Source organism: Halomonas sp. 72, from assembly GCF_052379785.1.
Taxonomy (GTDB): domain Bacteria; phylum Pseudomonadota; class Gammaproteobacteria; order Pseudomonadales; family Halomonadaceae; genus Vreelandella; species Vreelandella citrativorans.
This window is the reverse complement of the sequence record NZ_JBQSYY010000031.1, coordinates 1-20,241: the sequence shown is the minus strand read 5'-3', so window position 1 is coordinate 20,241 and position 20,241 is coordinate 1. Positions and strand designations below refer to the sequence as shown.

Sequence of the window (20,241 nt, the reverse complement as noted above, 5' to 3'; positions counted from 1 at the left end):
ATGCGTGGAAGAAAGAAAAGGGTCTCCCCATGCGAGAGTCCCGGAGCGCCGGCCGGCGGATGGCCGCCCCGGTCATCGTCAGGCACTTATTGTGAAAAATCCCCCGGGGCTCAGGCCTCGGGGGATTTTTTTATGCGTGGAATATGAAAAGCGGTGGCTGAAGCTTATGCTTACAAAACTATGCCTACAAAAATGCCCTGCCGCGCCTCGCGCTACAGGGCTTTTAACTTTGTATGGCGAGCGAACTAGCCGCAGATCGCTTCCAGCGCCTCTATCAGGCTATTCATCTCATCGTCAGTGCCGATGGTAATGCGCAGGAAGTTATTAAGTTCAGGGGTATTGAAGTGACGTACGAGAATGCCGCGCTCGCGAAGGTCCGCAAACAGTTGAGCGCCTGTATGCTCAGGATGTTGGGCAAGCACAAAATTAGCCTTGGAGGGCAATACCTCAAATCCTAATGCTTCAAGACGCTGACGGGTGCGTTCACGGGTTGTAATAACGCGCTCCCGGCTTGCGTCAAAGTGCGCTTTATCGTCAAGTGCAGCAATACCTACAAGGCTTGCCAGGCTATCTACCGGGTAGGAGTTAAACGAGTCCTTAACGCGGAGCAGGCCATCAATCAACTCCACTGAGCCAATGGCGTAGCCCAAGCGTAAGCCGGCCAGGCTGCGCGATTTGGAGAACGTGCCCGTCACCAGTAAATTCGGATAGCGATCAATCAATGCAATCGCGCTTTCGGCGCCAAAGTCGACATACGCTTCATCAACTAATACAACGCGATCCGTTACTCGCTTGAGTAGTGTTTCAATATCCTCAAGCGAATGCGCATGCCCGGTAGGCGCATTCGGATTGGCAAAAATCACTCCGCTACGCGCCGACGCGGTTCCCAGCGCTTCCAGATCAACTTTCCACTGCTCATTGAGTGGATGAGTGCGTAGCTCAACGTTATACAGGTTGGCGTATACCGGATAAAAACTATAGGTAATCGACGGGGCATCAAGCGGTGTGCTGTGACAGAAGAAGGCTTGAAAAGCCAACGATAGCACCTCATCTGAACCATTGCCCACAAATACCTGCTGGCTTTCAACGCCATACGTTTCAGCAAGTTTTGAACGCAGTGCGGCAGACGTTGGGTCGGGATAGAGACGCAAATGGTCGGTCGCGTAGTCACGCAGTGCTTGGCCGACGCCCGGCGCTGGCGGGTAAGGGTTTTCGTTAGTGTTGAGCTTGATAATACGCTCACGCGGCTGCTCCCCAGGTATATAAGGGGTTAGCGCTTTAACAGCGGGACTCCAGTATTGGCTCATGTGGGTAACCTGATTATCCTTGCATAATAGGCCATGGTCGCTTGATGCTCGCTTAAGCGCAAGCATTCCCCTAGCAATCAGGGGTGTGCGTTGCACCTTGTAACGGTTATGCTGTCATAATCGCGCGAAAGAAATGTATGACCAACACGATAAGGAGACACCCCATGCAATTCAGGAGTTTGCTAGCCGGTTCGGCTATGTTGGCATTGTTGGCAGGCTGTGCGACCGGCGGCCCTTCGGCCCAGGAAAGTGACGCAGGCGTTAGCGCGTCACAACAGCGCTACCAAGGCACACTGCCTTGCCGTAACTGTGATGGTATTGATCTGGACGTTACCATGGTGGGCGAAGAAACAAGCACACCTGATGAGCGTACTTTCACTCTGGATGCGACGTATCGCAATCACCCTCAAACGCCTCCGCCTGAAAACTACGCAGGTAACTGGGAAGTGTTGAGCGGCACGCCGTCTGATCCCGATGCCTCTGTGTACGAGTTGACGCCCAGTGGCGACGGCCAAATTTACTACTTTCAGCGTATTGATGAACGTACGCTGGAGCTAATTGATCCAGAGCGTCGTCGCTTTGAAAATGGCGAAATGTTGCAGCTACAGCGTCAGTAAGTAAGCAGTAACATCCTAAGGCGGCCATTGGCCGCCTTTTGTATTTTATAGTCTGGTAATAGTGACAAAGAGTTAACATCAACGGGAGTATCAGCGCGGTGGCTAAAGCCAAAAGTGCCTTTGTATGTACCGAGTGCGGCGCGGAGTATCGCAAGTGGCAGGGCCAGTGCTCCAGTTGTAACGAGTGGAATACGCTGAGCGAGATTCGCTTGGCCAGTGCGCGGCCCGGAAGCGGAAGCAGTGGGTCAGGTCGGGGAGGTTATGCGGGTGACCTCTCCCGGGATGTGGTTGATTTAAGCAACGTCGACCTAAGTGAAGTGCCGCGGCTAAGCTCCACCTTTAATGAGTTTGACCGTGTGTTGGGCGGTGGCTTGGTGCCGGGTTCTGCGGTACTGCTTGGGGGCAACCCTGGTGCGGGCAAGTCCACGCTACTGCTGCAAACGGCCTGTAAGCTGGCCCAGCAGCGGCGCATTTTGTATGTCACCGGTGAAGAGTCATTGTCTCAGGTCGCCATGCGCGCCCATCGCCTGCAGCTGCCTACCAACGGCTTGAAAATGCTTGCGGAAACCAGCGTTGAGACTATCCTGGCCGTGGCTGAGCGTGAGAAGCCTGAAATATTGGTGATCGACTCTATCCAAACCATGCATCTGGAGGATATTAGCTCGGCGCCGGGCGGGGTGGCCCAGGTACGTGAGTCCGCCGCTGCGCTTACCCGCTTTGCCAAGCAAACCAATACGGTGCTGTTACTGGTGGGCCATGTCACCAAAGATGGCACACTGGCAGGCCCCAAGGTACTGGAACATATGATCGATGCGTCGCTTTTGCTGGAAGGTGGCGCCGATTCCCGCTTTAGAACCCTGCGCGGTCAGAAAAACCGCTTTGGTGCGGTGAATGAGCTGGGCGTCTTCGCCATGCTGGAGCAAGGCTTAAAAGAGGTTAAAAACCCCAGTGCCATTTTTCTCTCGCGCCAAGAAGAGCAGGCGCCGGGCAGCCTTGTCATGGTGGTGTGGGAAGGCACTCGCCCTATTCTTGTCGAAGTACAGGCGCTGGTTGATGAATCCGCCTTGGGGAACCCACGCCGTGTGGCCGTTGGGGTAGACCAAAACCGTTTAGCCATGCTGCTGGCCGTGCTTAACCGTCATGGCGGCCTTTTTACCGGCGACCAGGATGTTTTCCTGAACGTGGTGGGCGGGGTAAAAGTATTGGAGACCAGTGCGGACCTGGCCGTACTGCTCGCGGTCGTCTCCAGTCTACAAAACCGCGCGTTACCCAAGGAGCTGGTAGTGTTTGGCGAAGTGGGGCTTTCTGGTGAAATACGCCCGGTACCCAGTGGGCAGGAGCGTATTGCCGAGGCCGCCAAACACGGTTTTTTACGTGCGATTGTGCCTCGTGCGAATGCACCCAAGCAGTCACCCAAGGGGATGGAAGTCATTGCCGTCGATAAGCTTAGCGACGCGCTAGAGGCGCTTTAAGTAGGCTACGCTATAAGAATTGTTATTAAGGCTGTTATAACAACTGTTCTAAAAACATGCAGTGCCAAGGAGAGACACAATGAGTTCAATTCGCCTAACCCAATACAGTCATGGCGCAGGCTGTGGCTGTAAAATAGCTCCGGATGTACTGGACAGTATTCTCGCCAAAGCGGGGCCGTTAGCCGGGCATAAGCAGCTCATTGTGGGCAATCAAGGGCGCGAAGATGCCGCTGTCTACGACTTGGGCGATGGGCGAGGCATGATTGCCACTACGGACTTCTTTATGCCGATTGTCGATGACCCGTTTGATTTTGGGCGAATTGCTGCCACGAACGCCATCAGTGATATTTACGCCATGGGCGGTACGCCGGTCATGGCGCTGAGTATTCTCGGCTGGCCATTAGACAAGTTGAGCCCGGAGATTGCCGGTGATGTCATTGCCGGCGCCCAGGGCATTTGCCGTGAGCTGGGTGTCGCCTTGGCGGGTGGCCACTCGATTGATGCACCTGAACCCATTTTTGGCTTAGCGGTAAATGGGCTGGTCGATCTAGACAAGCTAAAGCTCAATAGCCGCGCTAAGCCGGGTGATCTGCTGTTTTTGACCAAGCCGTTAGGCGTTGGGCTGCTGACCACCGCAGAGAAGCAAGGCCTGCTGGAAGCAGGGCATCACGGGTTGGCTCGAGAAACCATGCTTAAATCCAACCGTATCGGCGTCAAGCTGGCTGATGTAAAAGGCCTTAATGCCATGACCGACGTTACCGGGTTTGGCTTAGCGGGGCATTTGTCGGAAATATGCAGCGCAAGCAACGTCATGGCCCAGATAGATTTTCGCCGCCTACCTCGGCTGGCTCAGGCAGAAACCTATCGTCGTCAAGGGGCCGTTCCCGGCGGCACACGGCGCAACCGCGATGCCTTAGGTAAAAGCTTGCCTGATATGGATGAAGCTCACTGGCAGTGGCTATGCGACCCGCAAACGTCAGGCGGTTTACTGCTAAGTGTCGACCCCGCTTGGCAAGATGATGTTGAACGCATTGGCCGCGAGTTCGGCTTATCGCTTCAGCCGTTTGGCGTCATGAAAGCCCGTGAGAGCGAGGCGCTGATCGAGGTGGTGGGATAGTGCTTGAGAGAGCGCTTGAAACAGCGCGCGACAGCGGTGCCAGAACTTCACGTGGGGGATTGGGACAGCTGTTGGGAAGCCGCTAAGCAGTGGAGCGCCTAGCGGCTATCTTTCGGCGTGGTTAGCTCACTCTAAGCCATTGAGTCATGACGCGATCAAGCAGCGGTGCCAGCCGATGAAAGCGCGTTGCGTCTTCAAGGATCTGACTACTTTCCTGGCGAAAGCGGTCTGCCGCGGAAGAGGTAGGCGTAGTGGGCTCGGCATGCTCAAGGCGCTTTTTCACATTGGCAAGCGTTACCTCAAAGAGGCAAAGCAAACCGATGACGCGGCCACTGTCCCAGCTAAAGCCTTGCAGCGGTGCCGCCGTACTGCCGCCCAACGGCAGTGCATTATCGGGCAAGCTAAATACATAACGATGCCACATAAAAGCGTCAAACTGCTCGGGTAAGTCAAACGGGCTTTCTGGGGCCAGCGATACGGTATGCCAACCTCTTTCGGGATACGTACCTGGAGCGATGATTGCCTCAAGTGCCTGAGCGATCCACAGGGCCCCCAGGCCAATGCCCATCAGGGGCTTTTGACCATCCAGATAACGGTTAATCAATTTGTTTTCGGCTTTAAACCAGGCTGGCGGCTGATCTATAAACGTTTCAGGGCCATCCAGCACGATTAACGCATCGCTTTCTGCCGGACGAGGCGTTAACTCGCCGGCATAAAGATGAAAAATGGTGTAACTATGTCCCATACTGCTTAACCAGTCCGTTAAGCGGGCGGGAGCATGATCAGCGCCGTGCTGAAGCAAATGAATATGCATGGTAATCTCCTCGCCGGCCGTACACAGTAAAGGCTGTCAGTGTTAATGACAGCGCGAGTTCGACCATAACGTATTGCCCCCATTTCACCAATATCACGCGTTAGGAAATCAGTATGGCGTCCAAGCCCCCAGGATTTTATCAGCAGTTGCAACTGCTTCCGCTACCGGCTCAGCAAGCGTTTATGGCTGCATTATGTGAGCGCCTGCTGCCTAATTATGCCCTGTACGAGCAGACCACTGGCCAAGGGGATATTCACACGCTGCGTACCGTAATTAGCCTGGTTTGGGAGCGCTTAAGCGTGCCCAACGCGAGCATTGATTTTGCGCGTCAGGCGGAAAAATTGGCGGAGTGCGAGCCGCCTGCTGACGATGAAAGTTTTGGTGCGCGTCGTGCGTTGGACGCGGTGGTTTCCCTGTCGGCGTTGTTGGACACACTGCAAGGCGACTCTCCCGAAGCCGTGCTGGATGTGAGCCGTACGTCACGTGCCGGGGTACGTGCCTTTATCGAACTTACTGAAGGCGAAGAGGATGCCCAAAAGCTTGCTTTACTGATTCGGGACCATCCGTTAATGGCCGACGAAAATGATTTTCAGGACGCGGTTTTGGAAGCGGTCAGTGAACCGCTAAACAAAGCCGCGCTTAAGGAAATACGCACACTAGGGCGTAACGACGGTATTAGTAATCTGGGCCTTAGCCTTGAGGAAGATGATGAATGAGGCTTGGCCTGCCTAAAAGCGCAGGCCTGCGGTTACCATCATGCCAGCGGTGCCGAAAATGATGAGGTCAGACTCAAGCCGCCCCCACTGCATACCAATGCTGGGCAGCAGGGCGGGTGCGGTTTCAAGGTGGTTGAGAGGGATTTTGTCCCGATACTCACCTTTATAGCCATGCAGGAGCCCACCGGTGAGTTTGGCCCTGACGTTAATCTCTTTGAAATGCCAAAGGGGGAATTCACGCCCGGCATAAACGTACCAGGTGGGCTGATTATACGAGTTTTTAAACCACGCCGTACCTGCCAACCAACGCTCCGGGTTATGTAACTCAATGCCGATCAAATTCTGCTGATTGTTATGATCTGGCTGTGGATCAAAGTGGCGGGTTAACAGGCTGGTTTGCACCAGCGTATGGTCCAGCTCAAGCGTCGGAGGCCAGTCCGGTAAGGTGAAGGCTGAGGCAGATGCGCTCAGCCATAAACCAGTTAGCCCTCCCAACCATGGGGAACAACGGGGCATGTGATACTCCTAAAAAGGGACTGGGCAACAAAAATGTTACAGACGCATCTCGATACCGCGCTCTGCCATATAGCGCTTTGCTTCAGGGATCGTATGCTCTCCAAAGTGGAAAATACTGGCGGCCAGCACAGCATCCGCACCACCTTCCAATACGCCGTCCACCAGGTGATCCAGATTGCCCACGCCGCCAGATGCAATCACTGGCACGCTCACGGCTTCTGAAATCGCGTGGGTCACGCCAAGGTCAAAGCCGATTTTGGTGCCATCACGGTCCATGCTAGTGAGCAGCAGCTCGCCCGCGCCAAACTCGACCATTTTTTTGGCCCACTCCACCGCATCAAGCCCGGTTGGGCGGCGGCCGCCATGTGTGAAAATCTCCCAGCGCGGCGGCTCGCCTTCACTGGAGACGCGCTTGGCATCAATCGCCACCACGATGCACTGGCTGCCAAAGCGTTCCGCAGCTTCGCGAACAAATTCAGGATTCGTAACGGCGGCGGTGTTGATCGACACTTTATCCGCGCCTGCATTCAGCATTGTACGAATATCGTCACAGCTGCGAATACCGCCACCCACCGTCAGCGGAATAAACACTTCCCCTGCGATGCGTTCGACCATTTCGACAGTAGTGTCGCGGCCTTCGTGGCTAGCGGTAATATCCAGAAAGGTAATTTCATCGGCGCCCTGCTGATTATAGCGCTGGGCAATCTCGACCGGGTCGCCTGCGTCACGAATGCCGACAAAGTTGACGCCTTTCACCACTCGCCCAGCATCAACGTCCAGGCAGGGGATTATACGCTTGGATAAGCTCACGCACCGCCTCCTGTTAGCTGGTCGCTAAGACGTTGTGCTTCAGCCACATCCAGACTGCCTTCGTAAATGGCACGACCGGTAATGGCGCCTAAAATACCGCTATCGGCGACATCGCACAGCGCTTTGATGTCATCCAGGTTGGTCACGCCCCCAGAGGCGATGACCGGCAAGCCGCCTTCGCGAGCCAACTGAGCCGTTGCTTCAACGTTAACGCCTTGCATCATGCCGTCACGGGCAATGTCGGTATAGACGATGCTGGAGACGCCGTCATCAGCAAACCGCTTCGCCAGGTCGACGGCTTTAACGCTTGAAACTTCTGCCCAGCCGTCGGTGGCCACGAAGCCATCTTTAGCGTCCAAGCCAACAATCACGCGACCAGGAAAAGCGCGGCACATTTCACCCACAAACGCGGGCTCTTTAACCGCCTTGGTGCCGATAATCACGTAGGATACGCCTGCATTCAGGTAGTGCTCAATGGTTTCAGCAGTACGGATGCCGCCGCCAATTTGAATGGGCAGGTTGGGGTAGGCACGTGCGATGGCTGTCACGGCGTCGCCATTGACCGGCTTACCTTCAAACGCACCGTTCAAATCGACCAGATGAAGGCGTCGCGCGCCAGCTTCTACCCAGCGCGCGGCCATAGCGACCGGGTCATCGCCGTAAGAGGTTGCATCATCCATACGCCCCTGTTTCAACCGCACACACTGGCCGTCTTTGAGATCAATCGCAGGAATTACCAACATAACTAAACCTCTTAGGGTGTCCAGGTGACAAAGTTTTCGAGTAAGCGTAGGCCTGCTCGGGAGCTTTTTTCTGGGTGGAACTGTACGGCAAAGGTGGCATCGCGGCCAATCGCCACGTGGGCACTGACATCGCCATAATGCGTGGTGCCAAAAACCTGGGCATCGTCGGCAGCATTCACGTAATAACTGTGCACAAAGTAGAAGTGCTCGTTGTTATCAATGCCTGCCCATAGCGGATGGTCATGGCTTTGTTCCACCAGGTTCCAGCCCATATGTGGCACTTTTAAACGCTGTTCGTGCGCGTCGCGCATCGTGGTCGGAAAGCGATCCACGCTGCCCTTGAAGAAGCCCAGACAGTCGACGCCGCCGTTCTCTTCGCTTCGCTCCATTAACATTTGCTGGCCCACGCAAATGCCCAGCAACGGTTTCGCCTGACGCGTTAGCACATCATCAACCAAGCCACGCAGCTCCGTGCGTTCAAGCTCACTCACACAGTCGCGAATAGCACCCTGGCCTGGCAGTACCAGGCGGGTGGCGCCTAAAATGCGCCGCGGATCACGGGTGATAATGACGTTCTCGTGCGTTACATGTTCAAGCGCCTTCGCGACAGAATGTAGATTACCCATCCCGTAGTCGATTACCGCAATAGTCATGAAGCGCTCCTTGATCGAGTGAACGAACGGTTACCTGAGCTGTTTACTGTACTGATATATGTACTGATATATGTACGACAGCCCGCCATTACAGGCTCCCTTTGGTGGAAGGCATCTGCCCCACCATGCGTGGATCTTCTGCCACCGCCATGCGTAGAGCGCGTCCAAAGGCTTTAAAAATTGTTTCGGCCTGGTGGTGAGCGTTAAAGCCTTTAATGTTGTCAATATGCAACGTGACGCGCGCATGATTAACGAACCCTTGAAAAAACTCCCAGAACAGCTGGGTGTCAAGACGGCCTATGGTTGCGCGCGTAAACTCGACATCCATATAAAGGCCGGGCCGACCAGAGAAGTCGATCACCACGCGGGAGAGTGCTTCATCCAGCGGCACATACGCATGGCCATAGCGATAAATGCCGCGCTTGTCGCCAATCGCTTCATTAAATGCCTGGCCCAGAGTAATGCCCAGATCTTCAACGGTATGGTGTTCATCAATATGCAAATCGCCTTTGGCGAGGATATCAAGGTCTATCATCCCGTGGCGTGCAACCTGATCAAGCATATGATCCAGAAAGGGAACGCCCGTCTCGCAGCGAAGGAGGCCTTCGCCATCCAGATTGACGCTGACGGTGATCTGGGTTTCATTGGTATCACGGCTAACCGTGGCAATACGCGCTGCCATGTTGCATCTCCTGCGCTCTAGCGCATTCTGAAGGGAAGGCGATGGGTCGCACTGTTTCATCGCTCTGTTATTAGGACATATATCTGCGGCAAAGCGATCATTATAGAGAATCGGCGCCCCCATCCGCTACAATGCGCGCAATGTAGCCGCCCTTTTAGGCATTAAAAATAGCAGTTTTGCTGCTTTGGCGAAGAGGAGTTCATCATGCCGGTGACACTGGAGCGCGTCGACCAAGCCTGTTGGGAGAACGATGAGCAAGTGCGTCTCGATTTGATACGCATTTATGAGGATGCACCGAAAGAGCGAGTGCCTGCTCAAGCGGTCCTGCCTTTTATAGAGCAACATTTAAAAGCGAAGCACTTTTTTGCTTGTGCGCACTTTAATGATCGTTTGTTGGGGGCGGCGGCTATTCAAGAAGGGCAAGACCGAGCATGGTGGCTTTCAGAGCTATGTGTACGCAAAACCACACGCCGCCGCGGCGTTGGCTCGCGGCTAATGGCGTTGCTGGGTGAACAGGCCAAGCAAGAGGGGCGTAAACTGCGCATTGACATCTCATCGCTACCGTTGGCCGACCAGGTGTTGCTCTCCAAGCTTGGCTATCGTCCCAGCACCAGTGCTGAAAGGCCCACACCGGATCAACCTCTTACCAGCAATTTTGTTGAGTTAGACCCACAAGGGAAAGGGTAATGAAACAGTTATTACGTATTTTGCTGGCTGCTGTCGGCATTCTCGCCATTGTAGGGGTGGCGGCGGTGGTTTATGTGACCACCTTTCTTGACCCCGAAGATTTCAAGCCACGCCTGACGTCCGTTGTGGAAGAGCATACGGGGCTGCACTTGGCGCTTGATGGGCCAATTACATGGTCTTTCTATCCACGCATTGGGGTAAGCGTTGAGCAAGCGCGTGCCTGGCTGCCTGAGCAATCGGAAGAAGAGACGTCGTTTGCTTCTATACAGCGCGCCGAGGTCAGCGTCGCTTTTGCGCCATTATTGCGCGGTGAAATTGCAGTTGACGGCTTAACGCTGGACGGCATGCGCCTAAACCTTGAGCGGAACGAGGCAGGCGAAGGCAACTGGAAGCCGCTGGTCGAGCGCTTGGCTGAAGGTAGCGATGAAAAAGCGCAAACCGTGCTGGCGCCAGCAAGTGCAGGGCCGAATGCCGATGCAGGTAATCTTTCCGTTGTATTGAACATCGCCAGTGTTGAAGTAAAAGACGCCGATATTCGTTTTCGTGATGCGCAAAGCCAAGCGCTGTGGCGCCTGCAGTCGCTGAATGTTTCCGGCAGCAACGTCAATCCGGTAAGCCCTTTCCCTTTAAAAGCCATGTTTACGCTGACCAAACATAATCGTTTGGATGCCGAAGTGCTGGAGCGCACGCCGGATTTAACCAGTGATATTGACCTTGATACACGCATGCGCCTTAAGCTCGCAGAAGACAGCGTGGTACTGGAAAATACCCGTTTAAGTACCAACACACGCCTGCACCCGGACAGTGAACCTCAGCGGCTTGGCTTAAGGGCGGCTGAAATCGTTGCGCGGATGGAAGAGAAACAGTTAAGTATCACCGAAGGTGTATTAGAAGCCGGCCTGCAGGACTCTGAAAAATGGCAGGGCAGTCTAGCGCTGGCGCTAGCCTTTGGTTTGGAAAGTGACTGGCAGGCGCAAACCGCACAGCTAAAAGAGCTACAACTGACCGGGCCTGATGGGCTGCGCGTGAGTGGCCACCTGAATGTCGAGCAGATGTTTGATGCGCCTCAATACCGTGGCCAGATTACCGCCGCGCCTTTTACGCTGCGTCCGTGGTTGACTCGTGCAGGCGTTGAATTGAATACCACCAGCGAGGCAGCGCTTAGCGATATCGCCATGACCAGTCCCATTGAAGGGGATGAGCAGCACGTATCGCTACCCAGGCTATCGCTGGTTGTCGATGACAGCACCTTTACAGGGCAAGTTGCCGCCGCACTGGATGGGTCGCAGTTAACGTTTGATTTGGAAGGCGATAACCTGAATGTTGATCATTATCTTCCAGGTCCCGCAACGTCTCAGCAGGCAAGTTTAGGCTTATTGCGCAGGGCGTTTGCCCAGAGTGCAGAGACGTTGCTGCCGCAAGCATGGCTCAGTGAATTGTCAATGGAGGGTGATCTACGTGTCGATACACTTCTGCTGGGAGGTCTTACCTTTAATGACACGCGCTTGCAGCTACAAGGTGAGGAAGGTCTTCAGCAACTAACCGCCTTTGACGCACGATTTTATGGCGGAGAGCTTAGCGCTTCAGGCCAACTGGATGCCCGCGAGCGGGTAATGGAGTGGGGGCTGGCCCCGACCATCAATAATGTGCAAATGGCATCGCTGATTGAAGCACTCAGTGATGAGGACGAGCCTTCTCCACTGAGAGGACGCTTGCATCTGGATGGCGAGCTAACGTCCCGTGGCAATACCCGTGAAGCGTTGGTCAGTAATCTAAATGGACAACTGAACGGGCGTCTTAATGAAGGTGCGATTTTAGATATTAATATTTCTCAGCAGATGTGTGAGCTGGCAGCCCAGGTAGAAGGCGAAGGAACCGTCCGCGACTGGCATAACGATACGCGCTTCGAGCGTTTTGATGCGACGTTCCAGATACGTAATGGCGTCATGAGCAGTGACAACCTGAACATCACCCTGCCGGGGATCGAAGTTAACGGAAAGGGCGAGCTGAATTTCAACAGCCTGAACTTTGATACGCGAGCAGATGCACGGTTAGCGAATACCGCCGATGCTGCCTGTGAAGTGAATCCTCGCCTGGAGCAGTTGCCACTGCCCGTTCGCTGTGAAGGCCACATTGGCGATGCAACCAGCGAATGGTGCCGCATTGATCGAGAGGCTTTTCAGACCGCCGTGGTTAACCTGTTGCGTAACGAAGCTGGAAACCGTGTGACTACGGAGCTTGAGGAGCGCGTAGGCGGTTCATTGGATCAGTTGGATGAGCGCTTGGGTGAAGGTGCCGGCCAAAACCTTCGCGAAGGTATTCGCCGCCTCTTCAACTGAGCATCCCTGTAAGTCAGTCTGCGCCGGCTAAATGCCGGCGCTTTTTTATTGGTATACGCTGATTGGCTCATTCAGCCAAATACGTTACGAACACGCTAGCGAAGGAGTCCCAATGGCTGATATGCCAACCCCAAGGCTTGAAGCAAGCGAGTTTTATCGCCGTCTGTTGGCCTGGTTTGACCAGCATGGTCGGCACGACTTGCCTTGGCAGTCGCCCCGTAGCGCTTACCGAGTGTGGGTTTCGGAAATTATGCTTCAGCAGACCCAAGTGGCGACAGTGATCCCTTACTTCGAGCGCTTTATGGCTCGCTTCCCAACGCTTGAGTCGCTCGCTCTCGCTCCTCAGGATGAGGTGTTGCACTTATGGACCGGGCTTGGTTATTACGCCCGGGCGCGCAACCTGCATAAGGCCGCTCAGCTGGCGCTGGAAGAGCACAACGGCGAACTGCCCACTGAAAGTGTCGATGCACTAGTAGCTTTGCCTGGCATTGGGCGATCAACGGCAGGCGCGATTATCGCCCAGAGCACCGGCAACCGAGCGGCCATTTTAGATGGCAACGTAAAGCGCTCGCTAACGCGATTACACGCTATTCCTGGCTGGCCAGGTAAGCCCGCTGTCGAACGTGAGCTTTGGGCGCTTGCCGACTACTACACACCGTCCACCCGCCTGGCGGATTTCACGCAGGCGATGATGGATTTTGGCGCCACCTTATGTAAGCGCAGCAAGCCTGATTGCACGTGCTGCCCGTTTAACGATGTATGTCTGGGGTACGCTCAGGGTGAGCCACAGCGCTATCCTGAATCCAAACCCAAAAAAGCGTTGCCCACTCGCTGTACGATTATGCTCCTGCTACGAGACTTCCAAGGGCGCGTCTGGTTGGAGCAGCGCCCGCCTAGCGGTTTGTGGGGTGGGCTATGGAGCTTGCCGCAATTCGACACGCACAGTGAACTGAACGACTGGCTTGAACAGCACGTCGTATCGCCTAAACGTGAGACGGCCATGCCAGGCTTCCAGCATACCTTTAGCCATTTTCGTCTTGAGATTACCCCTCAGCCGGTTTCCTGCGATAGGCTGAGTGAAGTAAGAGAGCACGGAGTGTGGTTTGATGTTAACCACCCCCGGGCGCTTGGCTTAGCGGCGCCTGTCAAAGCGCTGCTGGGTCAACTGACACCTTTTGTCCTTAACTTAACGCCCGGGCGTGTATAAGGCCTTGGGCGCCGCTATCCACCAAGGAGTTATCAATGAGTAATACGGTTTTTTGTCGTAAGTATCAAAAAGAGCTGCCAGCTCTTCCGTTTCCACCGCTACCCGGCAAGCAGGGCCAGGAGATCCAGGCTTCTGTATCCAAGCAGGCGTGGGAAGAGTGGCAGGCGCTGCAGACCCGTTTAATCAACGAAAAGCACCTGAATATGCTCGACCCGGAAGCGCGCGCCTACCTGATGGATCAAATGCAACGCTTCCTGAATAACGAAACCACCGACCAGGCCGAGGGCTATGTGCCGCCTACGCAGGCTTAATCAACGGCTCAAGCAGGTGGAAACCCCACGAATTACGGGCGTTTCAGCCCTGCGCCGTTAGTCGTAGAGTTATCCTAAGCGACGGTTAGAAAAGAAAGTTTCACAAAGGTGTTGACGAAAAGCTGAGTTTTTAGTTTAATACGCACCGTTGGCAGCGGCCAGATAGCTCAGTTGGTAGAGCAGGGGATTGAAAATCCCCGTGTCGGCGGTTCGATTCCGTCTCTGGCCACCAAACGTTGGGGTATCGCCAAGTGGTAAGGCACCGCTTTTTGGTAGCGGCATTCCCAGGTTCGAATCCTGGTACCCCAGCCATTGCCAACAAGATTTCTTGTTGATTGTAAAGCCTAACAGCGAAGCAATCATTTTCTCAAGAAAATGTGAAGCGCCGACATAGCTCAGTTGGTAGAGCAACTGACTTGTAATCAGTAGGTCCCGGGTTCGACTCCTGGTGTCGGCACCATCAAAAGATGGTTAAAAGCAACACATTAGAGAATCAGATTAAGCCGTCCGAAAGGACGGCTTTTTTGTGCGCGCTATAAAAACAAACATAAAGAAGTAACGATAAAGGCAGGCATAACAGTGAAGCATTTATTCGTGTAACCGCGCGGCATATTTGGCATATCCTAGCGGCATATTTGGCACCAAATTCATTGGAAGAATAGTACCCGCTTCGCGGCGCGTTTGGCACCAATCACCAGCTAGGGTCTGTCAATTTCATCCTATTGCACTCTCTGCTATTTAGAATGCGCTGCGCGACTTCATACACAAGGTCAAAAGTAAGCTGATTAGGGGGCTTTTTATTAAGTTCCTGGACTTGTTCGACGCTTTGCTTCAAAAGGCAAAAACATGCAACCTTGCAAGCCTCTGAATCTTTCGGATCACTGAAACGAATACGCGTTAAGCGGTTTTCCACGCTATCAAAGCAGACGATCCAATCTCCTGGCACAGCATTTCTATTAGGTAGTTCGCACATAAATTTTCTCAAAACAGCCCCGCCGGTTCGGCGTCCACATCCCAGCTGAAGATCAGCACCTCTTTGGCGTCTGAGCCTTTGCCGCCGCCGACGGTGTAGCGGATGTCGGTGGTTTCGATGTGATAGCCCGCGAAGATCCGGCGGATGTCTGGGTGGTCGTTGAGGCTGATGATGGCTTTGCCTTTGAGCTTTGCCAGCATGCTCGCCAGTTGTTCGTACTGTTCTATGCCAAAGGGTACCCCATATCCTTCTGTTTGCCAGTAGTGTGGGTCCATATAAAAGAGGGTGTGCGGGCGGTCATAGCGCTCAATGCAGTCTTGCCAGCTTAGATGTTCAATAAAGGTGCTGACCAAGCGCAGGTGGGTTGCCGAAAGTGACTCCTCCAAGCGCAGCAGATTTAAGCCTGGTGGTGTAGTGGTTGCGGTGCCAAAGGTTTGGCTTTCAATGCGGGCACCGAAGGCGTTCTGCTGTAGGTAATAGAAGCGGGCGGCACGCTGTATATCAGTGAGCGTTTCAGGCCGTGTCATCTTCAGCCACTCAAACACCTGTCGGCTGGAGAGCGCCCATTTGAACTGCCTGACGAACTCTTCAAGATGGTTCTGTACCACACGGTATAGATTGACCAGATCGCCGTTCACATCGTTGAGCACTTCAACTTCGGCGGGTGAGGGGCGCAGGAAGAACAACGCGGCCCCTCCTGCGAAGGGCTCTACGTAGCACTGGTGCGGCGGCATCAGTGGAAAGATACGGTCAGCCAGACGGCGCTTGCCGCCCATCCAGGGAATGATTGGGGTAGCCACGAGGCATCTTCTCCTTTAGTGGTTTGGAGCTCGTGGCTCTCTGTTGATTTAAGTGTTTGCAACGCGGGCACTTTATTTCGATGAACTGATAGTCGCTGACATTGGCCAGCTTGCGATTGCACTGCTTACAACGGATTTCGATTAACACCACATCAAGCCTTCTAACGTTTGGCTTAGACTTCCAGTACCTCGCGCGAGGTAGGGGAGTCCTGGCCGACTTGCAGGTGTGTTCTGCTTGTTGGTGGCCACCTCCGGTGTTACCGCACCTTGGGTGGCCACTCCTCTTATCACTAAATTAACTGCCTATTGCACTTCTAAAAAGCTCTTTAACCCCATACTTCAGCGCTTCTTGACCTGTTACAGAGCCAGCTGATCGTATGCCTTGGATGAGTCGCTCCAGCCCTTTCGGTTTGTTGAGTTCTTTTAACACCTCAGCCCCTAGCGGTGTTAAAAGAAGTGGTACATTGGTGTAGCTTCGAGTATTGCTTACGCTTTTCGACTGCCCCCAACGGTTTTGAGCACCGAGATTACGAGTCTTAAATAAGCCTGCATCGTAAAGCTCATCCATGTGATAAACGAATTTTTGATATTCGTTTTCGTCAGCACCGCTGATGTCATTATTTAAAATCTGTTTGTGCAAATCACCTAGAGGGGTGCCAACATACTCACCATCTCCAATCTTTTGGAGAATTTCCCTTACAAGCTCTGGTTTAAGCATTGCTAATACTCCTATTGATTCAAAATTACATCTCTCAGTTTAGGCTATTTATATCCCCAATCTCCCCTCGTACCACCTGTGCCTGATATTCACCCTCAAGTGCGATCAGGGCGCCGCGTCGCTGGGCAATAGCATGTAGGGCTTGCTCTACTTCTGACAACGGGTGGTTTGCATGAAACTGGCCATCACTATCCTTCCAAGCTGCAAACGTTGTTTGTTGTGCCTCTCGGGCGAACTGCACTACTTCCAGCAAAGCGGCACGGTTGCAGGGGTCGCCACTGTAGCGGATGCCGTTAATCACCACGCCAAATGCTTCTTGCTCTTTGCGCTGTGACTCGATACGCGAGATTAGTTTATCTTTATCCTCACGGCTTAAATCATCGGCGGTCTTTACTTCTGCATCATTTAGCCAGCTCATTCAGAAATTTCTGTAGTGACATAGTGAATTTGGCCACCTAATTAGAGGTGCTAGGATGCACCAAGACATCACCAGGTGGCAGCATGGCAGCAAGACCAAAACGTAACTTTAGCGCAACGGGTAATGACGACCGGCCAGTATATATAGATAACCATCCACCTATTCCACATCTGAAGAAGAGAGAGGCAAGCAGTAAGATTCCCTCCCTCACAAGAAAGCGGGCTAACGGAAAGCCGCATGAACACTATTTTTCTTGGAAGCTGACATACTGCATGAAGGCATTAATGCAGTATCAAAATAGCAACCGAGCCGACGGCTGGAAGTTGGCAGCGATAACGGTCAATCTACCCTTTCTCCGAAGCTTAGCATTGACGAGCCAGAAAAAGGGGCCAGCGACAGCCTACGGCGATGCCATCGCTGGCCGGTTGTCCTATCTTCACCGCCAACCACGATTTTTTCTCACCCTCGAAGACTCCAAAGATGAGACTTTGCACGCTCATATCTGCATGGCCTATCACCCAGATGATCAGGTAACAATTAGACAAGCGCTAAGGCTGGATGCTGCTAGCAACAATGCATCAATCATGTTTAGACACGAATATCGCCAATATGAGCCGGATCCAACCCAGGGCGACATCGACCGTGAAATGGATGAGGCACGGGAGGCCGCACGAGCGGCTGGTATTCCTGATGACGAAGGTGAGCCGGAAGAACCCTGCTCTCTTTATCAGCTTTATGATCAGAGGCTTAATCGTTACTACCGTATGATGCCTATCGATATAGGGTGGGCAGACTATCTAAGCAAGGAGCTGCACCAAGGAGGGGCTAACTTCTTGGTCGGTAAATCAGGTGGACAGGGACGAGCTTATGTTCAGCGTGGTTTAATTCAGGCTGCCAATACTTTGCATAAAAATGCTCGTGAGGACTTCATGAAAAGAAAGTCCTAGAAAAATAAAATTCAGCTTTATACATAACGCAAACAACGCTTGGTGCGTTTTAAAAATCCTGTCTATAGGAAAGGAAGAGGATTAAGAGACGCGACTGCGATATTTAAACATCATTCTTGTAACCGTTGATTTTATATGCATTACAGCTTGAATTTTTTATTTTGTGATGCTAGTTTATGAACGCCACCTAACGGGGGTTAATCTTGGCGGAGACAAATGCCGCTGATTGACAACGATGTTAGTAGCTTAATCGCAGCGCTACTCACTGTAAACTTAAAATGTTACTCTCAGTATTAGGAGTGCATCTCGAATGGCGTAAAGTGAAACCCCGAAGGTGGCCTTGATGTTAGACAGCAATACAACACCTAGGCGGCTAGCCGCTTTGCTAGGAACTACTTATCCTAACTTGTGTCTTACTGTTTATAAAGTTAGACCTAACAATTTGTATACTACTTTTAAGATTGCAAAGAAGTCTGGCGGTGTGCGCACTATTGCAGCCCCAGATAAGAGATTGATATACCTTCAGGATAAGTTGAAGTCATTACTTGAAGAGTTATATAGTCCTCATCCTGCTGCTACAGCATTCATTAAGGATCGGGGTATTATTTATAATGCTAGCCCCCATGTAGGTAAAGCATTAGTGTTCAATATTGACCTTGCTGATTTTTATGGCCATATAAATTTCGGTCGAGTAAGAGGGTTGCTTTCTGCTCCCCCATATAACCTACGCCCAGACACCTCTCAACTTATTGCTACAATCTGCTGTTTGAATGGTTCTATCCCTCAAGGTGCTCCTACATCACCAGTATTATCAAATATGATAAGTCGACAGCTTGATCGTCGTTTATCTTTGCTTGCGAAAAAGAATCATGCTTTTTATACGCGCTATGCTGATGATATAACTTTCTCGTTTAGAAATAATAACTTTGAAGGTGTATGTTTTTCTGTAAATGGTGTTTTTCAACCATCTAGTGAATTAATTAAGCTTGTAGAGAAAAGCGGTTTTTATTTAAATAAACAAAAAACTCGGGGCGAAGTTTCTCGGTCTCGTCAAGTGGTGACAGGGCTGAAAGTTAATAAAAAAATAAATGTTGATCGACGATATGTAAGAACAACGAAGGCTATGATTCATGCCCTATCTGGTGATATTGATACTGCGAATGTGGTATTTTGGCAAAAGTTTCCAGAAAAAGAGCCAAAAAGACTTGAAAACGTAGTGGCCGGTAGAATTAATTTTATAGGTATGATTAAGGGTGTGAACTCTAGAGTATATCAAATGCTTGCCAAAAAATTTAATAGACTTCCTTTGAAGCAAAAGCTGTCTACGAGAACTTCTAAGCTTGTTGATACCGACCAAAAATACAGGGACATGGCAAAGCAGAGAGAACTTCAAAAATGCGTTTGGATTCTAGATTTCGAAGGAGCTCCGAACGTTACTGACGAAGCTGAGTTTATCCAAGGCACCGCTTTTATGGTTAAAGGTCAACAAGTTTTAACCTGCTCGCATACTTTTAATAAAGCTGATGATGCCGAGTATTGTTACATTTCGAGGATACACGAACGTGGCGTTAAATATTTAATGAAAGTAGCGAAGCGATGTAAACATCGTGATATAGCTGAGTTAGAGTTTGTTAATGAACCTAATGAAATATTTCAAAGCTTAGACATATATCATAAGGAAGAGATGTTTCCTGGTTATCAAGTTTCTCTGGTAGGTTTTCCAGATTATATGTCTGGCCACACTACTGTAAGCGTTATCAACACGTCTATTACATCACATGTAAATATTTCAACAGTTGATAATTATGAGGTAGATGCTGAAATAGGAGCAGGTTATAGTGGTGGGCCTGTAATAAATGATTTTCATCAGGTAATAGGCATGATCGTGAGTGGTCGCACGACATCAGTTGATTTTGAGACGCAGGAGTCTGCTCTTACTGGTAGAAATGCTTTTATTAGCGCCCATCATTTTTTGCAGTTTTAAAAAGTAAACCTTAGAAATAGCTATCACGAGCCGTATATTTGCTGAGCGCTTTCTCATCTTGCTTGTAGGCGAGTCGAGGTGATGTGGTGTTCTTAAATGTCTGCCCGCTTCTAGATTTCGCAGACAAGATAGCCTAAAGTATTTGAAACCCACTGAGCCATTAGGGTGAACCAATTTTAGAACGAATGTTTGATGGGTTTTGAATAAGTTATTGAATTATGATGCTTTTTTTCGCTATATGGCTCCGGGTTCGACTCCTGGTGTCGGCACCATCAGAAGATGGTTAAAAGCAACACATTAGAGAATTAGATTAAGCCGTCCGAAAGGACGGCTTTTTTGTGGTGCGCCAGGCATGGCGCGCAGCGCCTTAACAGGCGCTATTCCTGAGGGTGGTGCCTCAGGATGACTTG

The 20,241-nt window shown here is 51.9% G+C and carries 21 protein-coding genes and 3 tRNA genes; 13 read left to right on the top strand and 11 right to left on the bottom strand.

The window, feature by feature from the left end:
• Nucleotides 1–245: 245 nt before the first annotated feature.
• Nucleotides 246–1,307 (bottom strand): histidinol-phosphate transaminase, encoded by a 1,062-nt coding sequence (gene hisC / locus ACT3T6_RS17215; protein WP_193054349.1) that lies wholly within the window; start codon nt 1,305–1,307, stop codon nt 246–248.
• Nucleotides 1,308–1,471: 164 nt separating this feature from the next.
• Between hisC and ACT3T6_RS17210 the strand changes: the two genes are divergently transcribed.
• The 3 genes from ACT3T6_RS17210 (at nt 1,472) to selD (ending at nt 4,513) form a co-directional block, all read left to right on the top strand.
• Nucleotides 1,472–1,924 carry a copper resistance protein NlpE N-terminal domain-containing protein gene (locus ACT3T6_RS17210; RefSeq protein WP_172118886.1) on the top strand — a complete coding sequence of 151 codons (453 nt, stop codon included), beginning with the start codon at nt 1,472–1,474 and terminating at the stop codon, nt 1,922–1,924.
• A gap of 98 nt (nt 1,925–2,022) precedes the next feature.
• A complete protein-coding gene (gene radA, locus ACT3T6_RS17205; protein ID WP_172118885.1) occupies nt 2,023–3,396 on the top strand; it encodes a DNA repair protein RadA in 1,374 nt (457 codons plus the stop codon).
• Between the two features lie 79 nt (nt 3,397–3,475).
• Entirely contained in the window at nt 3,476–4,513 is a 1,038-nt protein-coding gene (selD, locus tag ACT3T6_RS17200; protein ID WP_172118884.1) for a selenide, water dikinase SelD, read from the top strand.
• Between the two features lie 121 nt (nt 4,514–4,634).
• Here the strand turns inward: selD and ACT3T6_RS17195 are convergent, their stop codons facing one another.
• Nucleotides 4,635–5,327, bottom strand: coding sequence for a type 1 glutamine amidotransferase (locus tag ACT3T6_RS17195; RefSeq protein ID WP_193054348.1), 693 nt, complete (start codon nt 5,325–5,327; stop codon nt 4,635–4,637).
• Between the two features lie 113 nt (nt 5,328–5,440).
• Between ACT3T6_RS17195 and ACT3T6_RS17190 the strand changes: the two genes are divergently transcribed.
• Nucleotides 5,441–6,043 (top strand): YjaG family protein, encoded by a 603-nt coding sequence (locus ACT3T6_RS17190; RefSeq protein ID WP_193054347.1) that lies wholly within the window; start codon nt 5,441–5,443, stop codon nt 6,041–6,043.
• A gap of 12 nt (nt 6,044–6,055) precedes the next feature.
• Here ACT3T6_RS17190 and ACT3T6_RS17185 read toward each other — a convergent pair whose 3' ends face one another.
• The 5 genes from ACT3T6_RS17185 to hisB all read right to left on the bottom strand — a co-directional run bounded on the left by ACT3T6_RS17185 (nt 6,056) and on the right by hisB (nt 9,447).
• On the bottom strand, nt 6,056–6,559 hold the full coding sequence (locus tag ACT3T6_RS17185; RefSeq protein ID WP_193054346.1) for a hypothetical protein: 504 nt from the start codon (nt 6,557–6,559) through the stop codon (nt 6,056–6,058).
• 36 nt (nt 6,560–6,595) lie between these two features.
• On the bottom strand, nt 6,596–7,369 hold the full coding sequence (hisF, locus tag ACT3T6_RS17180) for an imidazole glycerol phosphate synthase subunit HisF (protein WP_193054345.1): 774 nt from the start codon (nt 7,367–7,369) through the stop codon (nt 6,596–6,598).
• Entirely contained in the window at nt 7,366–8,112 is a 747-nt protein-coding gene (gene hisA / locus ACT3T6_RS17175; RefSeq protein ID WP_087108555.1) for a 1-(5-phosphoribosyl)-5-[(5-phosphoribosylamino)methylideneamino]imidazole-4-carboxamide isomerase, read from the bottom strand. Before hisA ends, hisF begins: the two co-directional genes overlap by 4 nt.
• An 11-nt stretch (nt 8,113–8,123) precedes the next feature.
• Nucleotides 8,124–8,765, bottom strand: coding sequence for an imidazole glycerol phosphate synthase subunit HisH (gene hisH / locus ACT3T6_RS17170; RefSeq protein ID WP_193054344.1), 642 nt, complete (start codon nt 8,763–8,765; stop codon nt 8,124–8,126).
• Nucleotides 8,766–8,853: 88 nt separating this feature from the next.
• Nucleotides 8,854–9,447: an imidazoleglycerol-phosphate dehydratase HisB gene (gene hisB / locus ACT3T6_RS17165; RefSeq protein ID WP_193054343.1), complete on the bottom strand. Its 594-nt coding sequence runs from the start codon at nt 9,445–9,447 to the stop codon at nt 8,854–8,856.
• Nucleotides 9,448–9,651: 204 nt separating this feature from the next.
• On the opposite strand from hisB, the gene ACT3T6_RS17160 reads away from it, so the two are divergent.
• The 7 genes from ACT3T6_RS17160 (at nt 9,652) to ACT3T6_RS17130 (ending at nt 14,451) form a co-directional block, all read left to right on the top strand.
• Nucleotides 9,652–10,134, top strand: coding sequence for an acetyl-CoA sensor PanZ family protein (locus tag ACT3T6_RS17160; protein WP_193054342.1), 483 nt, complete (start codon nt 9,652–9,654; stop codon nt 10,132–10,134).
• Nucleotides 10,134–12,473, top strand: a complete 2,340-nt coding sequence (locus ACT3T6_RS17155) for an AsmA family protein (protein ID WP_193054341.1) — start codon at nt 10,134–10,136, stop codon at nt 12,471–12,473. The genes ACT3T6_RS17160 and ACT3T6_RS17155 overlap by 1 nt, the downstream gene beginning before the upstream one ends.
• Before the next feature lie 112 nt (nt 12,474–12,585).
• Nucleotides 12,586–13,680 (top strand): A/G-specific adenine glycosylase, encoded by a 1,095-nt coding sequence (gene mutY, locus ACT3T6_RS17150; RefSeq protein ID WP_193054340.1) that lies wholly within the window; start codon nt 12,586–12,588, stop codon nt 13,678–13,680.
• Nucleotides 13,681–13,715: 35 nt separating this feature from the next.
• Nucleotides 13,716–13,991: an oxidative damage protection protein gene (locus ACT3T6_RS17145; RefSeq protein WP_193054339.1), complete on the top strand. Its 276-nt coding sequence runs from the start codon at nt 13,716–13,718 to the stop codon at nt 13,989–13,991.
• A gap of 156 nt (nt 13,992–14,147) precedes the next feature.
• A tRNA-Phe gene (locus ACT3T6_RS17140) sits at nt 14,148–14,223 on the top strand.
• 5 nt (nt 14,224–14,228) lie between these two features.
• Nucleotides 14,229–14,303 (top strand) — tRNA-Gln (locus ACT3T6_RS17135).
• 72 nt (nt 14,304–14,375) lie between these two features.
• Nucleotides 14,376–14,451: transfer RNA gene (locus tag ACT3T6_RS17130), tRNA-Thr, on the top strand.
• 521 nt (nt 14,452–14,972) lie between these two features.
• Here the strand turns inward: ACT3T6_RS17130 and ACT3T6_RS17125 are convergent.
• From ACT3T6_RS17125 to ACT3T6_RS17110, 4 genes are all read right to left on the bottom strand, one after another.
• On the bottom strand, nt 14,973–15,764 hold the full coding sequence (locus tag ACT3T6_RS17125; RefSeq protein WP_193054338.1) for a DNA adenine methylase: 792 nt from the start codon (nt 15,762–15,764) through the stop codon (nt 14,973–14,975).
• Nucleotides 15,715–15,912 carry a Com family DNA-binding transcriptional regulator gene (locus tag ACT3T6_RS17120; protein WP_193054337.1) on the bottom strand — a complete coding sequence of 66 codons (198 nt, stop codon included), beginning with the start codon at nt 15,910–15,912 and terminating at the stop codon, nt 15,715–15,717. The genes ACT3T6_RS17125 and ACT3T6_RS17120 overlap by 50 nt, the downstream gene beginning before the upstream one ends.
• Nucleotides 15,913–16,059: 147 nt before the next feature.
• Nucleotides 16,060–16,482, bottom strand: a complete 423-nt coding sequence (locus tag ACT3T6_RS17115) for a DUF2513 domain-containing protein (RefSeq protein WP_193054336.1) — start codon at nt 16,480–16,482, stop codon at nt 16,060–16,062.
• Nucleotides 16,483–16,516: 34 nt separating this feature from the next.
• Nucleotides 16,517–16,900: a DUF4376 domain-containing protein gene (locus ACT3T6_RS17110; RefSeq protein ID WP_193054335.1), complete on the bottom strand. Its 384-nt coding sequence runs from the start codon at nt 16,898–16,900 to the stop codon at nt 16,517–16,519.
• A gap of 83 nt (nt 16,901–16,983) precedes the next feature.
• On the opposite strand from ACT3T6_RS17110, the gene ACT3T6_RS17105 reads away from it, so the two are divergent.
• Together ACT3T6_RS17105 and ACT3T6_RS17100 are read left to right on the top strand one after the other, a co-directional pair.
• Nucleotides 16,984–17,847 carry a hypothetical protein gene (locus ACT3T6_RS17105; protein WP_193054334.1) on the top strand — a complete coding sequence of 288 codons (864 nt, stop codon included), beginning with the start codon at nt 16,984–16,986 and terminating at the stop codon, nt 17,845–17,847.
• 343 nt (nt 17,848–18,190) lie between these two features.
• Entirely contained in the window at nt 18,191–19,831 is a 1,641-nt protein-coding gene (locus ACT3T6_RS17100) for a reverse transcriptase domain-containing protein (RefSeq protein WP_193054333.1), read from the top strand.
• The last annotated feature ends 410 nt before the right edge of the window (nt 19,832–20,241 follow it).

Excerpts from the sequence above, each read along its gene's own strand:
- ACT3T6_RS17145 (WP_193054339.1), top strand. The coding sequence starts at position 13,716 with ATGAGTAATACGGTTTTTTGTCGTAAGTATCAAAAAGAGCTGCCAGCT.
- hisB (WP_193054343.1), bottom strand. The coding sequence starts at position 9,447 with ATGGCAGCGCGTATTGCCACGGTTAGCCGTGATACCAATGAAACCCAG.
- hisC (WP_193054349.1), bottom strand. The coding sequence starts at position 1,307 with ATGAGCCAATACTGGAGTCCCGCTGTTAAAGCGCTAACCCCTTATATA.
- hisA (WP_087108555.1), bottom strand. The coding sequence starts at position 8,112 with ATGTTGGTAATTCCTGCGATTGATCTCAAAGACGGCCAGTGTGTGCGG.
- ACT3T6_RS17100 (WP_193054333.1), top strand. The coding sequence starts at position 18,191 with ATGTTAGACAGCAATACAACACCTAGGCGGCTAGCCGCTTTGCTAGGA.
- selD (WP_172118884.1), top strand. The coding sequence starts at position 3,476 with ATGAGTTCAATTCGCCTAACCCAATACAGTCATGGCGCAGGCTGTGGC.
- ACT3T6_RS17110 (WP_193054335.1), bottom strand. The coding sequence starts at position 16,900 with ATGAGCTGGCTAAATGATGCAGAAGTAAAGACCGCCGATGATTTAAGC.
- ACT3T6_RS17105 (WP_193054334.1), top strand. The coding sequence starts at position 16,984 with ATGGCAGCAAGACCAAAACGTAACTTTAGCGCAACGGGTAATGACGAC.
- ACT3T6_RS17155 (WP_193054341.1), top strand. The coding sequence starts at position 10,134 with ATGAAACAGTTATTACGTATTTTGCTGGCTGCTGTCGGCATTCTCGCC.
- ACT3T6_RS17190 (WP_193054347.1), top strand. The coding sequence starts at position 5,441 with ATGGCGTCCAAGCCCCCAGGATTTTATCAGCAGTTGCAACTGCTTCCG.
- ACT3T6_RS17210 (WP_172118886.1), top strand. The coding sequence starts at position 1,472 with ATGCAATTCAGGAGTTTGCTAGCCGGTTCGGCTATGTTGGCATTGTTG.
- ACT3T6_RS17160 (WP_193054342.1), top strand. The coding sequence starts at position 9,652 with ATGCCGGTGACACTGGAGCGCGTCGACCAAGCCTGTTGGGAGAACGAT.
- ACT3T6_RS17115 (WP_193054336.1), bottom strand. The coding sequence starts at position 16,482 with ATGCTTAAACCAGAGCTTGTAAGGGAAATTCTCCAAAAGATTGGAGAT.
- ACT3T6_RS17185 (WP_193054346.1), bottom strand. The coding sequence starts at position 6,559 with ATGCCCCGTTGTTCCCCATGGTTGGGAGGGCTAACTGGTTTATGGCTG.
- hisH (WP_193054344.1), bottom strand. The coding sequence starts at position 8,765 with ATGACTATTGCGGTAATCGACTACGGGATGGGTAATCTACATTCTGTC.
- mutY (WP_193054340.1), top strand. The coding sequence starts at position 12,586 with ATGGCTGATATGCCAACCCCAAGGCTTGAAGCAAGCGAGTTTTATCGC.
- ACT3T6_RS17195 (WP_193054348.1), bottom strand. The coding sequence starts at position 5,327 with ATGCATATTCATTTGCTTCAGCACGGCGCTGATCATGCTCCCGCCCGC.